The sequence below is a fragment of the Nocardia brasiliensis NBRC 14402 genome (genome assembly GCF_000308475.2).
Classification (GTDB): domain Bacteria; phylum Actinomycetota; class Actinomycetes; order Mycobacteriales; family Mycobacteriaceae; genus Nocardia; species Nocardia brasiliensis.
Window position 1 is genome coordinate 46,400 of sequence record NZ_BAFT02000035.1, and the last position, 13,433, is coordinate 59,832.

General features: G+C 69.4%; 14 protein-coding genes. 12 read left to right on the forward strand and 2 right to left on the reverse strand.

All coding sequences use genetic code 11. The features are described from left to right. The first annotated feature begins 5 nt into the window (after window positions 1–5). The 3 genes from TY25_RS10465 (at window position 6) to TY25_RS10475 (ending at window position 2,096) form a co-directional block, all read left to right on the forward strand. Window positions 6–422 carry a hypothetical protein gene (locus tag TY25_RS10465; RefSeq protein WP_042255728.1) on the forward strand — a complete coding sequence of 139 codons (417 nt, stop codon included), beginning with the start codon at window positions 6–8 and terminating at the stop codon, window positions 420–422. A gap of 84 nt (window positions 423–506) precedes the next feature. Beyond that, the gene (gene trpD, locus TY25_RS10470; RefSeq protein WP_042255729.1) at window positions 507–1,562 is read left to right on the forward strand and encodes an anthranilate phosphoribosyltransferase; all 1,056 of its coding nucleotides are present in this window, start codon (window positions 507–509) and stop codon (window positions 1,560–1,562) included. A gap of 243 nt (window positions 1,563–1,805) precedes the next feature. Continuing rightward, complete coding sequence (locus TY25_RS10475; RefSeq protein ID WP_042255730.1) at window positions 1,806–2,096, forward strand: hypothetical protein; 291 nt, start codon at window positions 1,806–1,808, stop codon at window positions 2,094–2,096. A 4-nt stretch (window positions 2,097–2,100) separates the two neighbouring features. On the opposite strand, the gene TY25_RS10480 is transcribed toward TY25_RS10475, so the two are convergent. Continuing rightward, the gene (locus TY25_RS10480; protein WP_014983111.1) at window positions 2,101–2,376 is read right to left on the reverse strand and encodes an Lrp/AsnC family transcriptional regulator; all 276 of its coding nucleotides are present in this window, start codon (window positions 2,374–2,376) and stop codon (window positions 2,101–2,103) included. Window positions 2,377–2,462: 86 nt separating this feature from the next. Next, entirely contained in the window at window positions 2,463–4,295 is a 1,833-nt protein-coding gene (locus tag TY25_RS10485; RefSeq protein ID WP_042255731.1) for a DEDD exonuclease domain-containing protein, read from the reverse strand. A 619-nt stretch (window positions 4,296–4,914) separates the two neighbouring features. Here TY25_RS10485 and TY25_RS10490 point away from each other — a divergent pair. The 9 genes from TY25_RS10490 (at window position 4,915) to TY25_RS10530 (ending at window position 13,219) form a co-directional block, all read left to right on the forward strand. Then, window positions 4,915–5,484 carry a C40 family peptidase gene (locus TY25_RS10490; protein ID WP_042255732.1) on the forward strand — a complete coding sequence of 190 codons (570 nt, stop codon included), beginning with the start codon at window positions 4,915–4,917 and terminating at the stop codon, window positions 5,482–5,484. A gap of 261 nt (window positions 5,485–5,745) precedes the next feature. Beyond that, window positions 5,746–6,774 (forward strand): NlpC/P60 family protein, encoded by a 1,029-nt coding sequence (locus TY25_RS10495; RefSeq protein WP_081868795.1) that lies wholly within the window; start codon window positions 5,746–5,748, stop codon window positions 6,772–6,774. A 145-nt stretch (window positions 6,775–6,919) separates the two neighbouring features. Beyond that, the gene (locus TY25_RS10500; RefSeq protein ID WP_042255733.1) at window positions 6,920–7,915 is read left to right on the forward strand and encodes a hypothetical protein; all 996 of its coding nucleotides are present in this window, start codon (window positions 6,920–6,922) and stop codon (window positions 7,913–7,915) included. Window positions 7,916–8,042: 127 nt separating this feature from the next. Further along, complete coding sequence (locus TY25_RS10505; RefSeq protein ID WP_029893688.1) at window positions 8,043–9,170, forward strand: glycosyltransferase family 4 protein; 1,128 nt, start codon at window positions 8,043–8,045, stop codon at window positions 9,168–9,170. 127 nt (window positions 9,171–9,297) lie between these two features. Next, on the forward strand, window positions 9,298–9,681 hold the full coding sequence (locus TY25_RS10510) for a polyketide cyclase / dehydrase and lipid transport (RefSeq protein WP_042255734.1): 384 nt from the start codon (window positions 9,298–9,300) through the stop codon (window positions 9,679–9,681). 41 nt (window positions 9,682–9,722) lie between these two features. Next, a complete protein-coding gene (locus TY25_RS10515; protein ID WP_014983104.1) occupies window positions 9,723–10,160 on the forward strand; it encodes an SRPBCC family protein in 438 nt (145 codons plus the stop codon). A 59-nt stretch (window positions 10,161–10,219) separates the two neighbouring features. Next, a complete protein-coding gene (locus TY25_RS10520; RefSeq protein WP_236639105.1) occupies window positions 10,220–11,437 on the forward strand; it encodes an ArsA family ATPase in 1,218 nt (405 codons plus the stop codon). Then, entirely contained in the window at window positions 11,427–12,215 is a 789-nt protein-coding gene (locus tag TY25_RS43970) for a hypothetical protein (RefSeq protein ID WP_226887442.1), read from the forward strand. Before TY25_RS10520 ends, TY25_RS43970 begins: the two co-directional genes overlap by 11 nt. Next, complete coding sequence (locus TY25_RS10530) at window positions 12,212–13,219, forward strand: ROK family glucokinase (protein ID WP_042255736.1); 1,008 nt, start codon at window positions 12,212–12,214, stop codon at window positions 13,217–13,219. Before TY25_RS43970 ends, TY25_RS10530 begins: the two co-directional genes overlap by 4 nt. The last annotated feature ends 214 nt before the right edge of the window (window positions 13,220–13,433 follow it).

Below are 13,433 nucleotides of genomic sequence, written 5' to 3' on the forward strand. Positions count from 1 at the left end.
GCGATGTGGCAGCGGGGATATGGCGTCGATGGTTCGGACGCCGCGGCGCGGCGACACTGGACCCGAGCCGGGCCGATCTCGTGGTGGTCACCGCGAGTTTCGATGACGCCGAGGCCTGTTCGGCGGCGCTGGCCCGCGCGGACGGCTGGACCGCCGACGCGCCCGCGGTGCTGCGCCATCACCTGCGGATCCCGGCCGAGCAGGTCGAGACGGTGTGCGCCATCGCCGCGCAGGACGGCTACGCGCCCGCGCCCCGGGTCGGCGGCCCGGGCGCCGACCCGCTGGAAAACCTGATCTTGCAGCGGGTCCAGGTGCTCGACGCACTGCACTGCTCGCAGGAACGTTCCCGGATGGCCGGTTTGGCGCAGCGGCACGAGGGCACCGCCGATGGATGGGACGCGCTGCAGCCGCGGCCGGTTTAAGCGCGGGCTTCCCGGCCAGGGGGCACAGTAAGCTTCTTCGCGACGAACTGGTGCCTGAACCAGTGTGAACGGGAGTAAGAGAACATGCGTAGCTGGCCACAGGTACTCGGAACCCTCGCCGACGGCGGCGACCTGGCGGCGGCCGACACGGCATGGGCGATGGACGAGATCATGTCGGACAACGCCACCTCCGCTCAGATCGCGGCGTTCGGTGTCGCGATGAAGATCAAGGGCCCCACGCCCGCCGAACTGGCCGGCCTCGCCACCGGCATGCTCGATCACGCACGACTGGTGCACATCGACGGGGACGCGGTCGACATCGTCGGCACCGGCGGGGACCGTTCCGGGTCGGTGAACATCTCCACCATGTCCTCGATCGTGGTCGCCGCGGCCGGGGTGCCGGTGGTCAAACACGGCAACCGCGCGGCCTCGTCCAAGAGCGGGGGCGCCGACGTGCTCGAGGCGCTCGGGGTGAAGCTCGCCCTCGGGCCGGAGTCCGTCGCGCGGTGTATCCGCGAGGTCGGCATCGGTTTCTGCTTCGCGCCGGCGTTCCATCCCGCACTGCGGTTCGCGGGTGCGGCCCGCAAGGAGATCGGCATTCCCACCGTCTTCAATGTGCTCGGACCGCTGACGAACCCGGCCCAGCCGCGGGCCGGACTGATCGGCTGCGCCTTCCCCGACCTGCTGCCCGTGATCGCGGGCGTGTTCACCGAGCGCGGCGGCAGCGCGCTGGTGGTGCGCGGCAACGACGGGCTGGACGAAATCACCACCTCCGACACCACCGCCGCCTGGGTGGTCTCGGGTGGACGACGTCGCGAGACCACCATCGACCCGACCCGGCTCGGCATCCCACGGGTCGATCTCGCCGCATTGCGCGGCGGGGACGCCGAGGTCAACGCCGGGGTGGCCCGCGATGTCCTGGCCGGTAGCACCGGTCCGGTCCGCGACGCGGTCCTGGTGAATTCCGCTGCGGCCATCGTCGCCTACGACTTGTCCCAGGGCACAGTCGATTTCGACGCCGACGTGCACGACGCGCTGGCCACCGGACTGGCCCGCGCCGCCGAGGCCATCGATACCGGTAACGGGGCCGCGCTGCTCGAGCGGTGGACGAAGCTCACGGTCACCCTCGGCGACCGCTGACTTTTGGTCATTTGATCACCAGGTAATGGTGGCGGACGGCTCTCGGCCGATGCCGCCACCATTACCTGGTGATCGCTCGCACAGGGATGCGATTTGGTAGCTGATGGACATAAATGCTGTTCAGCGGACTAAAGTGGCGAGCGGGGGCGACGTGGTGACGTCGGCGGGCACGGCAAGCCAGGCGCGCAACAGTCCCCGGCCACCAACTCGATGAATCTCACTTCGGAGAGTAAGGAGCACGGCATGAAGCGCAGCTGTTCCGTACTACTGGGCGTACTGGCGACAACGGGATTCGTCGCCGTCGCGCCGACCGCATTGGCCATCCCGGGCAATCTCTACATCAACGGCACGCCGTATGCCGATCCGTCCGGTTGCATGATGGTCGGCGACGGCGCGCCGATGTCCATCGAGAACGACACCGCGGGCACGGTGACCGTGTACACCCACGCCGACTGCGACGAAGGCGGCGTCACCGCGGTGCTCGGGGCGGGTGAAAGCGGTACCTACCCCGGCAAATCCGTAGTGGTGGGCTGAGGCGCTACTCCCCCAGCGAGAACCCGGCCTCCACATCGGCGCTCGAATACGACTTGAACGCGATATGCGTGATGGTCCGCGCGACGCCGGGCGTCTTGTCGATCCGTCCGGTGACCACGTCGGCGATCTGCTCGTGGTCGCGCACCCGCACGATCGCGATCAAATCCACATCGCCTGCGCACGAATACACCTCGGCGACCCCTTCGGTATCCGCCACCGCCTGCGCGGTCTCCGGAATACGCCCGTTGTCGGCGTCGATAAGCACGATCGCGGTAATCATGGGATCAGCGTAATGCGCGCCACCCCCGCCCCCACCCGGCCACGTGACCCTTCTGCCGACCCGCCCTGAAGCGACGGCCGTCCCCTTCACCGCTCCGTGTACTCCTGCTCCGCCGACCGACTCCGAGCCGCGACATCGGCCACCTCCGCCCACCCCAACCAGCGCCCCGCCCCATACATCGGCTCCCGATACCCCTCTGTACTACGCACGATCCGCACCCCCGCCCGCGCCAACCACCGCGCCACCAACGCCGCCTCCTCCGGCGAAGCCCCCCGCAACGGCGGCACATTGATCGAAACCCACTCCCCCGCAACGTCAGATCTCGGCTGGGCGGGGGGCATCTGGGTTTCGGGGGCGGGCGATTCGGGGGGCACTCCTCCTTCGGGGATCACGGTTTCGGCGGCGGCGACGAGGTGTTCCACCACGGGCATGGGTGGGACGCCGCGGGGAGCGGTACCTGCGGCGGCTAGGCGGCCGAAGCGGATGACGGAGAATTCCCAGCCGCCCGCCCCGTCGGGGTGGGCGGTGACGAGTTCGGCGATGCGGGCGACGGCGGCGAGGCGCTGGGTGCGGTGCAGGGCGCGGATCACCGCGACGGTGCGGTCCCGCAGGCGCGCGGCGGCCTCGAAATGCTGGGCGCGGGAGTGGGTTTCGATGCGGTCGAGCATGGCGCGGACAGGCGCGTCGGAGCGTCCGGCGAACAGGGCGCGCACGAGCGCGGGAGCGGGCGCGTATTCCTCTGTATTAATAGGAGTCCCTGTCACGGCGGCGGGACAGCCGCCGACGACCGCGGGCGGGCACTCGTGCGTCCCGCGCCGGGGCAGGCGGGTACTGCAGGTCCGCAGGCCGGTGAATTCGGCGATGATCAGCGCGAGGTCGGCGGCGTCCATCCGAGAGTTGAAGGGCCCCAGCGCATCTCGGTTCGGCGTGCGAACAACGGCGAACCGCGGGAAGGGTTCGTCGGTGAGCGTGAGCCACCAGGCCCGCTTGGGAAACTTGGACCGCCGGTTGTAGGGCGGGGTGTGCGCGACGAGCAGTCGCAGTTCCCGCACCCCCGCTTCGAGGGCGTGCGCGCAGACCACATGGTCGACCCGGGTGGCGAGGGCGACCATTTCTTTCATCCGCCCCCGGGTCTCCGATCCGGTGAAGTAGTTGCGCACGCGGCGGCGCAGATTCACCGCCGTGCCGATATAGAGGACTTCGTCGGACGGCCCGCGGAACAGGTAGACGCCGGGCGCGGCGGGGAGGTCCGCGGCCAGGAAACGCTTGGCGCGCTGGCGCGGGGTGACGTCGGGCAGGTAATCGACCAACTCGGTGAGGCTGTGCACCCCTTGGTTGCCGACCCGGCCGATGAGCGCGTGCAACACATCGACGGTCGCGCGCGCGTCGTCGAGGGCGCGGTGCGTCGGTTGCGTACTCGCGCCGAGCAACTGGGCGAGCACGCTCAATCGGACCGAGGGCGCCTCGTCCCGGCCGAGCACGCGCCGCGCCAGCTTCACCGTGCACAGCACCGTCGCGGACGGCCACACGGTCTCGCACTGGGCCGCCGCGGCCCGCAGGAACGCCATGTCGAACCGCGCGTTGTGCGCGACCAGTACCGCGCCCGCGGCGAACTCCAGGAATCCGGGCAGCACGGCGTCGATCTTCGGAGCCGCGTACACCATCGCGGTGGTGATGCCGGTGACCTGGACGATCGCGGGCGGCACCGCCCGTCCCGGGTTGACCAGGGTCGCGAACTCGCCGAGCACTTCGCCGCCGCGCACCTTGACCGCGCCGATCTCGGTGATCGCGTCGGCGCCGGGACTGGTGCCGGTGGTCTCCAGGTCGACGACCACGAAGGTGGTGTCGTAGAGGGGCGTGTCGAGGTCGTCGAAGACCAACTGCTGAGCTGCGGCCTTGCGCGGAGCGGGGACGGACACGGGCTGGAGCGTAGGCGGTGGGTCCGACAAGGACGGGTCCGCGCAGCCGCCCGCTTCCGCGCACGCGAAAGCCGCAGAGAATGTCCGAATTACTCTGTGGGGATTTCGTTTCGTTACCCATGAAACGATCTAGAAAGCCGAAAAGTGGCGTAGATCACATTGTTGCATAAAACGTATCAACAGGTCTGGCGTGTCCAACCGCCCGGGCGCGCCGTCAGCGGCGCGCTGTGACCGATCACAGCGAGAGTGCCGACCGACCAGTCTCGAAGCTGGAGATGTCCGCGATATGAACGCAACGACCTGGGGGAATGTCCAATTCGCACACACTCCACCGACCCGTGGACGCGCCGAAGCGGACCGCGGTAGCGACCCAGACGCTCGACAGAGGCAGCGCGTTGTTATCTTTTCGTGATTGCTGGGACATATCTCACATTGATTAAGCGGAAATTCACACCCGCGCACACAATTCGCCGAAGTCCGACTTTACAAACCACCGTGATGTGTTCGTAACCTTTTCGAGACCTCACGGAGTCCGCCGCATCGAACCGGTGCGAACGACACGAAGTCCGCGGCACCAGTCAGGGTGCGGCGTCGTGGGGCAGATTGGGAGTACCGCATCATGACGACCGAATCCGTCAAGCGACAGGCGCAGCGCGCCATCGCCGCCGGGGCCGTCGGCGCTGCCACCATCGGCGCTTTCCTGCTTCCGGCCGCCCCCGCATCGGCTCAGCCGGTGACCATCCCCGGCGTCGGAACCTTCGAGGTGCCGAACGAGATCCAGATTCCGCAGGGCATCCCCGGCGTCGAGCTGCCCGCGCAGCCGCTGCCCTTCGTCGCCCCGAAGAAGACCATCGGCGAAGAGGCTCTCGACGCCGCCATGACCAAGCTCGGCGCCCCGTACGTGTACGGCGCCGCGGGCCCGAACGCCTTCGACTGCTCCGGCCTCGTGAAGTGGGCCTACGCGCAGGCCGGCTTGGAGCTGCCGCGCACCAGCGGCGCCCAGCTGTCCGCCGGCAGCCCGGTCTCGATGGACGACCTGCAGCCGGGCGACCTGGTGTCGTTCTACGGCGGCGGCCACTCCGGCCTGTACGCCGGCGACGGCAATGTCGTGCACGCGTCCACCTCCGGCACGCCCGTGCAGGTGGCGCCGATCTCCTCGATGCCGATCGCGGGAGCCCGACGCTTCTGAGAAACCGCTGGTCGGGCCGTACGTTGCGGCCCGACCACCGGATGGCGGCCGTGATCGTTTCGTTCTCTACTGGACACAGACCCAGGCCGTTCCGTAACCTAATCGAGACCTTCTGGAATTACCCGAGGCACGCGGTCCGCAAACCTCCGTTTCCCGGAAGGCGTTGCGTCCGGGTTCAACCAGATCGAGAGAACAGGGGCACGGCAGCCTGTGGCAGCACACCGGAGACAGGGCACGCTGAGACTCGACACGAAACGTCTGGTGGGTGGCGCGTTGGCGGCCGGAGTACTGGCCACCACCACCGTCTACGGGGCGGGCCCGGTCGGCGCCGATCCGGTCGCCCTACCCGCGACCGCCGCCGACGCCGTGCAGCGGATGGTCGACCTGTCCCGCCAGTCGGAACAGCTCAACGAGCAGGCGCTCAACGCCCAGTCCGACCTGGACACCAAGCTCGGGTTGCAGCGCGAGGCCGACGCCAAGCTGGCCGCCAGCACCGATCAGGTGAACCGGGCTCGCGACGAAGTGCGCAAGTATCAGCCGATCATCGACCGCACCGCGATCGCCGCCTATCAGGGCGCGCGCACCAACCGGTTGTTCGCCGTCCTGGTCAGTGATTCTCCGCAGCAGCTGCTCGACCAGATGTCCACGCTGGACGTGCTCGCCGCGCAGACCTCCGATCAGCTCGCGCTCTACAAGAAGGCCACCGACGCCGCCGAGGGCGCGGAAGCCGACGCCCGCCGCGCGTCCGACGAGGCCCGCGCCGCCGCCGACAAGGCCGAAACGGTGCGCGGCGAGCTGGAACGCAAACGCAGCGATCTCAGCGGCGCCATCGTCCAGGTGGTGCAGGCGTGGACCGGGTTGTCCACCAAGGACAAGTCCGCGCTCGCCGGCCCCGCCTTCCCGCCCGGCTTCGACCGAGACACCCTGCTGCAAGGTCTGGTGCCCGGCAGCGGCACCAGCGCGCTGGCCGCGAGCCTCACCCGCATCGGCGACCCGTACGTGTGGGGCGCGACCGGACCGCACCAGTTCGACTGCTCCGGCCTCGTGCAGTGGGCGTTCAAACAGGTCGGCAAGGATGTGCCGCGCACCAGTTCGCAGCAGGCGTCCTACGGCACGCCCGTCGCGCAGAACGATTTGCAGCCCGGCGACGTCGTGTTCTTCTACAACGACATCTCCCATGTCGGCATCTACGCGGGCAACGGGCTCATGGTGCACGCCTCCACCTTCGGTGTCCCGGTCGCGGTAGCCCCCATCAGCACCACGCCGTACCACTCCGCTCGGCGATACTGAACAACCATGAGTGGGAACGCCTCCCCGTCTCCCACTGCCGATCCCCCGAGCGCGACCCCATCCGAGGCGGTGCGATGAGCAGACCCAGCACGCAACTCGTGCACGCCTCGCGCATGGTGCAGCCGAGCGCAGGCGAGGTGCGGTCATGAGTGGCGCGCGACGGTTGCGCGCATGGTGGTCGGCGCGGCGGCGCTTCGAGTTCGTGCTCACCGTCGCGATGGTGGTGGCGCTGACCGGGTTTTGTGGCGCGCTGGTGCTGTTGCCGAACACCGCGCTGCCCAGACCGCAGAGTGCGCAACAGCACGAGGCGGTCGGTCAGGCCACCGCGACCGACCCGCGTCTGGCCGAGCTCCGGCGCAGCATCGAACCGTTCGGCGCGATCGTCGCGCATCAGGTGCCGACCGGCGACGGGCAGCAGTCCCTGGTCGTCGGCCATCCGGCGCAGCGCATCGAAATGGACGTCCTGGAACAGGCACTCGGCGCGGCGACCACCGCGGTCACCGAGGTGTGGGGTCCGGGCTGGCCACAGTCGACCGTGGTCGTCGTCGCCTCCTCCCCCTCGGAGTTCGCCGGGCTGGTGCGCGCGGGCGCCACCATGTCCGCGGAGGTCGCCGCCGCTTCGGTCGCCGACCCCTACATCCCCGGCACCCCGCCTACCGGTCAGCGCATCGTCTTCAGTCCGGACGCGGGCCGTCGTCTCGATCCCGAGGGACTGCGCACCCTGCTCCGCCACGAACTCACCCATATCGCCACCCGCGCCGAAACCCGGGACGGTGCACCGTTGTGGCTGCTGGAGGGCTTCGCCGACTACGTCGCGCACCGCAACCAGGGCCATCCGTTCACCGACGTCGCCCCGAGCCTCACCGCCCGCGTCCGCTTGCAGGCTCTTCCGTCCGATCTTCCGGCCGCCGCCGACTTCACCGGCCCCAGAGCCGCAGCGGCATACGAGCAGGCGTGGTCCGTCTGCGCCTTCGTCGCCGACAGCTACGACCAGCCCCGCCTCGTCGAGCTCTACCGCCGCCTGGCCGCCGCCCCGCAGACCCCGGCCACCGAAGACGACATCCTCCGCGCCGTCCTGCGCACCTCTCGCTCCGACTTCGTCGCCGCCTGGCGAGCCTGGCTCCCCACCCAAGTCAATTGATCACGCGATCAGGAGGAACCGGTGGCGTTCGCCTCTCGCCCGATGCCGCCACCATTTCCTCCTGATCAGCCGACCAATCGCGACGGCGCGCGCAAGCGAGTCGAATCCAACCCAGTAGGTTGTTCGCATGGCCCGAACTCTGCTGGTGACCAACGATTTCCCGCCGCGGCCGGGCGGTATCCAGTCCTATCTGCATGCCCTGGCCGGTGAGCTGCCACCCGATGATCTGGTGGTCTACGCGCCGCGCTGGCGCGGGGACAGTCATCTGAAATTCGACGCCAAACAGAAATTCCAGGTGGTACGTCATCCCACCACGCTGATGTTGCCGACCCCGCTGGTGCTGCGCCGGGCCGCGCGGCTGCTGCGCAGCGAACAGTGCGACACGGTGTGGTTCGGCGCGGCCGCACCGCTGGCCTTGATGTCGCCGGTGCTGCGCCGGGCGGGCGCGGAACGGATTCTGGCCAGCACGCACGGGCACGAGGTCGGCTGGTCGATGCTTCCGGGCGCCCGCCAGGCGCTGCGCCAGATCGGCGAGCACACCGACGTGGTCACCTACGTCAGCAAGTACACGCGGCGCCGGTTCGCGTCGGCGTTCGGCCCGAATGCCGCGCTGGAGTATCTGCCGCCGGGCGTGGACACCGATACCTTCCGGCCCGATCCGGCCGCCCGCGCCGAATTGCGCGCCCGCTACGGCCTCGACGATCGCCCGACCATCCTGTGCCTGTCCCGCCTGGTCCCCCGCAAGGGTCAGGACATGCTGATCATGGCCATGCGCGAGATCCGTGATCGAGTGCCGGGCGCGATGCTCGTGATCGCGGGCGGCGGACCGTACGAGGAGAAGCTGCGGCACTTCGCCATCGCGCTCGGCGTCGCCGAGGACGTGGTGTTCACCGGGCGGGTGCCTTCCGGTGAACTCGCCGCCCACCACACGCTCGCGGACGTTTTCGCGATGCCGTGCCGCACCCGGGGTGCGGGCTTGGACGTGGAGGGTCTGGGCATCGTCTATCTGGAGGCCTCGGCGTCGGGGGTGCCGGTGGTCGCGGGCCGCTCCGGCGGTGCGCCGGAAACGGTGGTCGAGGGCGAAACCGGGCGGGTGGTGGACGGGCGTTCGGTGCAGCAGATCACCGATGCCCTGGTCGACATCCTGTCCGACCCCGATTCCGCCGCCCGCATGGGCGCCGCCGGCCGGGCCTTCGTCGAGGAACGCTGGCGCTGGGACAGCCACGGCGCCCGGTTGCGCCAACTGCTGCGATGAGCGGTGAGCCGCAGCCCTGGCGAGGTGCGCGGATGAGCGCTACTGCGGCGCGGCTGCCCGAATCGGATACGCTCACGGTTGTGAGCGAAGGAACCGCGCCGAGGGGCGCACGCGGCGAGGTGCGGGCATGAGCGCTATCCAGGTCGCCGACCAGACGTTCATCGCCGCACCGGGCGTCGCCGTCGCGGATCTGCTGGCCGCGTCGAACAATTGGCGCCGCTGGTGGCCGGATCTGAACTTGGTCGTCCGGGAAGACCGGGGCGACAAGGGAATCCGCTGGACCGTGGCAGGCGCGCTGACCGGAACCATGGAGGTCTGGTTGCAGCCCGCGCTGGACGGGGTGATCCTGCACTACTTCCTGCACGCCGAACCGCAGCCCGCGCTGGCGCCGAACAAGCTGGCCGCCGCCAATCGCGCGCGCCGGGTGGCGGGTAAACACATGTCCTTCGAACTGAAGTCGCGACTGGAGGCCGGTCGCCCGGCGGGCGTAGCGCCCGCCCACGCCTCTTGACGCTCACCCAGCACCGACGCTGAAAGGAACCGCTGTCCGCCATGGCCGACAGGACCCAGAGGTCGATCATCATCGAGGCCCCGTCGCAGCAGGTGATGTCCGTCATCGCCGACCTGGAGTCCTACCCGGAGTGGGTCTCGGCGGCACAGTCGGTCGAAGTGCAGGAGAAGGGCCCGGACGGCCGGGCCCGCACCGCGCGGTTCGTGCTCGACGCGGGCGTGGTCAAGGACAGCTACGTGCTCGCCTACACCTGGGCTCCGGACAACAAGTCGGTGAGCTGGCAGCTGGTGAGCGGCGAGCTGCAGAAGGCGCAGAACGGCACCTACGAACTCATCGATCAGCCCGACGGCAACACCGAGGTCGTCTACACCCTCACGGTCGATCTGAACATCCCGATGATCGGCATGTTCAAGCGCAAGGCCGAGAAGGTGATCACCGATACCGCGTTGAAAGAACTGAAGAAACGGGTCGAAGGCTGACGACACACACGACCCGGGTCGAGCTGTTCATCGGCAAAGGCGGGGTAGGCAAGACGACGCTGGCGTGTGCCACCGCCATGTCCTACGCCAGGGCGGGCCGGCGGGTGCTGATCGCCTCGCTCGATCAGGCGCATTCGCTGGGCGATGCGCTCGGATTCCGCTTTCCGCACGATCCCGGCACGGTCGCGGGGATCGCCACGGTGCTGCCGGGGCTCGACGTGATCGAAGTGGATTCGCTTGCGCTACTGGAGGATCGGTTCCGCGAGGTGGTGCGGATGCTGTCCCCCGGCACCGGCCACGAGCACGGCGTCGACCTGGCCGCGCTCGACCCGGCCGAGCTGACCGGCCTGCCGGGCGTGCAGGAACTGCTGATGCTGGTGGAGATCACCCAGTTCGTGCACGAGGACGACTGGGATGTGGTGGTCGTCGACTGCCCGCCCTCGGCGGACATGCTGCGCATCGTCACCGCGCCCGACACGCTGCTCGGTTATCTGGAACGGGTGTGGCCGGCGCACGCCCGCGCGATGAGTTCGGTCGGCACGGACCTGCGCCGCGCGGTGCTCGCGGCGACCGTCGAACGGATCGTCGAGGCGGTCACCGAGGTCCGCGACCTGCTCGCCGACCATCGCCGCACCGGAGCCCGCCTGATCACCGTCGCCGAACGGGTGACCCTCGCCGAATCCGAACGCGTCCGTTCCGCCGCCGCCCTGCTCGGCCTGCGCCTCGACACCGTCGTGGTGAACAAGGTGCTCCCCGCCCTCGACGGCACCGCGGCCGATCATCCGGCGGCGCGCTGGTACGCGGATCGACGCGACGAGCAACTCACCGCGATCACCGAGTTACGGCGTGCGATGCCGGGTATCCCGGTGCTGATCGCGCAGCACACCGGACCCGAGCCGATCGGCCTGACCTCCCTCACGGCGCTGTCGCACGCGGTGGGTTCGGACGGGGACGCTGCCCTTATGCTGAGCGACAGTCCGGCGGAGGTTGACGGGAGTTCCGGCGAACCGGTGGTTCGATGTGAATCGGGCAGCGGCCTGCACGCGATATACACGTTGCGGATGCCACTGCCCGTGGTCGACGCGACAACGCTGCGACTTGGCCGAGTGGAGGACGATTTGATCGTGGGAGCGGACGGTGTCCGGCGGCGAGTACGTCTGGCGCCGGTATTGCGGCGGTGCACGGTCGACGGTGCCGAACTCGACGGCGGGCAACTCGTGGTGCGATTCCGCCCCGACCCGCAGCTGTGGCCGGAAAGCAGCGGCAATGAACGGTGATCGAAGCACCGGCTTCTTCGGCCGGGTGACCGGCCGCGGCGCCGGTCGCGCGCACGAATCCGCCGACGCCCGAGAGCAGGGCGGCCCGGACGAATCGGCAGGCGGTCGCGGACAACGCGGCGCGAACGAACCTCGATCGGATGCCGAGTTCGGGCGCACGGACCGTCCCGACGCGCACTCGCCCTTACGCTCCCCCGGCGACGACACAGATCCCCCCGACCTCGGTACCGGCCGCCATCGCCGCGACACTCGACGAGAGGCGGATCGCGACCGCGCAACCGCCGACGCGGGCAACGCGGGCAACGACACCCGAACCAGTGACCAGGGCGCGGCCCACTCCGACGCGCAGCCGAAAAACGGCCCCTACCAAGGTGATCCGGGCGACGGGCTGGCCGAGTTCGCCGCGGAACTCAAGTTGCTCGCCGAAGCCGTGCTCGAGCGGGTGGAGCCGGTGCTGCGCCGCGCGGCCGACGGGCAGGTGGAGTGGTCGAGTTGCGACTGGTGCCCGGTCTGCGCTGCGGCCGCGCTGGTCCGCGGGGAGCATCACGAGGTGTTGCAGAGCGTGGCCGATCACGGCACCGCCATCGTCACCGTGCTGCGCGAGGCGCTCGCCGGTGTGCCGGTCGACCCGGTGATGCCGGAGCACGATCACGCTGCGCCGCACCGTGATTCCACCGCGTCACCGCACGATGCCACCGCCGGACGTACGGAAGGCCGCGCGGGACAACGCCCGTCGCGATCCCGCTATGTCCCCATCCCAGTGACGATCAAGGCATGACGCACCGGCTGTCAGGTGCGCGACCGCTGACTGTCGGAATCGACGTCGGCGGCACCAACATTCGCGCATCGGTGATCGACAACAGCGGCGAGGTGCTCGACACCGTGCAGGCGCCGACCCCGCATTCGGCCCGGGCACTCGAGGACGCCCTCGCCCGTTCCGTGCGTGAGCTGTGCAATCGCCATCCGATCGGCGCGGTCGGTCTCGCGGTCGCCGGGTTCATCACCGCCGACCGCACCACCGTCCGATTCGCTCCGCACCTGCCCTGGCAGGACACGCCGGTCGCGCAGCGGCTCACCGAACGGCTGGAGCTGCCGGTCATTCTCGAACACGACGCGAATGCCGCGATGTGGGCCGAATACCGGTTCGGCGCGGCGGCGGGCGGGCACAACGTGGTGCTCGTCGCGATCGGCACCGGAATCGGCGCCGCGCTGCTGATCGACGGCCGGCTCTATCGCGGAACGCACGGTGTCGCACCGGAACTCGGGCATCTGCAGGTCGTGCCGGAGGGCCGGGCCTGCCCGTGCGGCAAACGCGGCTGCTGGGAACGGTATTGCAGCGGAACAGCTCTCGCCGATACCGCGATCGAGATGCTGGCCACCGATCCGGTGCGCTCGGTGCTCGCGAAGGACGTCTACCGCGATCCCGGGTCGCTGACCGGGCGCCGGGTCGCGGGCGCGGCCCAGGACGGCGACCCGCTCGCGGTGCGGGTGATGGAGGATTTCGCGCGCTGGCTCGGCCTCGGGCTCGCCTTCGTCAGCGACATCTTCGACCCGGATCTGGTCGTCATCGCCGGCGGCGTGAGCAGTTCGGCCCCGCTGTTCCTGGACGAGGCACGCGAGGAGTACGCGCGCGCCGTCACCGGCGCGGGCCACCGCCCGCTCGCACGCATCCGCACCACCCAGCTCGGCGAGGCCGCGGGCATGATCGGCGCCGCCGACCTGGCCCGCGCGGCGCTCATCGAGAGCGAGCACAAGAACTCCAGGGTCGCGCGCAGCCGCTGACCCACATTCCACGTTTCGTGGCGCGCACCAGTGGTATTCGGAGGACAGAAGATCTGTTCGGTCACCGATGACCACAATTCCGGAGGCCGGCAGTCCCGCTATCGGGCTTCGATTACAGCGCACCCGCTCGCGCATGGCAGAGTGTGGTGAGATTCGCCGCTGCGCTTGGATGTGATCTGCAACCAGCGGTAAAGTCGGCAACTGACGCAGGTGC

Coding starts and splice junctions, on each gene's coding strand:
- trpD (WP_042255729.1), top strand. CDS start 507: ATGCGTAGCTGGCCACAGGTACTCGGAACCCTCGCCGACGGCGGCGAC.
- TY25_RS10475 (WP_042255730.1), top strand. CDS start 1,806: ATGAAGCGCAGCTGTTCCGTACTACTGGGCGTACTGGCGACAACGGGA.
- TY25_RS10480 (WP_014983111.1), bottom strand. CDS start 2,376: ATGATTACCGCGATCGTGCTTATCGACGCCGACAACGGGCGTATTCCG.
- TY25_RS10490 (WP_042255732.1), top strand. CDS start 4,915: ATGACGACCGAATCCGTCAAGCGACAGGCGCAGCGCGCCATCGCCGCC.
- TY25_RS10500 (WP_042255733.1), top strand. CDS start 6,920: ATGAGTGGCGCGCGACGGTTGCGCGCATGGTGGTCGGCGCGGCGGCGC.
- TY25_RS10505 (WP_029893688.1), top strand. CDS start 8,043: ATGGCCCGAACTCTGCTGGTGACCAACGATTTCCCGCCGCGGCCGGGC.
- TY25_RS10510 (WP_042255734.1), top strand. CDS start 9,298: ATGAGCGCTATCCAGGTCGCCGACCAGACGTTCATCGCCGCACCGGGC.
- TY25_RS10515 (WP_014983104.1), top strand. CDS start 9,723: ATGGCCGACAGGACCCAGAGGTCGATCATCATCGAGGCCCCGTCGCAG.
- TY25_RS43970 (WP_226887442.1), top strand. CDS start 11,427: ATGAACGGTGATCGAAGCACCGGCTTCTTCGGCCGGGTGACCGGCCGC.
- TY25_RS10530 (WP_042255736.1), top strand. CDS start 12,212: ATGACGCACCGGCTGTCAGGTGCGCGACCGCTGACTGTCGGAATCGAC.